Source organism: Mesorhizobium sp. M2E.F.Ca.ET.209.01.1.1 (assembly GCF_004010375.2).
Taxonomy (GTDB): Bacteria; Pseudomonadota; Alphaproteobacteria; order Rhizobiales; family Rhizobiaceae; genus Mesorhizobium.
On sequence record NZ_SADP02000793.1, the window covers coordinates 1 to 321 of the forward strand.

Consider the following 321-nt stretch of genomic DNA (forward strand, 5'->3'; position numbering starts at 1 on the left):
GGTGGACCCCGACACCCGTCAGATCGTTGAAGTCCTTCACTGATCCGTCTCACGCATCAGGCAAAAAGCCCATCACCGATTTAAGTCGGTGATGGGCTTTTTTACGTCGGGCACAGCTACCCTGAAATCTACTCGGCGGCCAGCTTGTCCTGCGTCCTGGTGTCGAAGTCGCTGGCATCATGGCGCTCGTGCAACTGTATGGCCGGTTCGCCGAAGGCGCGGTTGACCATGCGGCCGCGCTTTACCGCGGGGCGTTCATCGATCGCTTTCGCCCAGCGCTGCACGTTCTTGTAGTCCTGCACCGACAGGAACTCCCCGGAA

At 59.8% G+C, this 321-nt stretch carries 1 pseudogene; it reads right to left on the minus strand.

Features of this window, described 5'->3' with window-relative positions:
- Nucleotides 1-128 precede the first annotated feature (128 nt).
- A pseudogene (locus EN852_RS37930) lies at nucleotides 129-321 on the minus strand (glutathione-dependent disulfide-bond oxidoreductase); the annotation flags it as partial.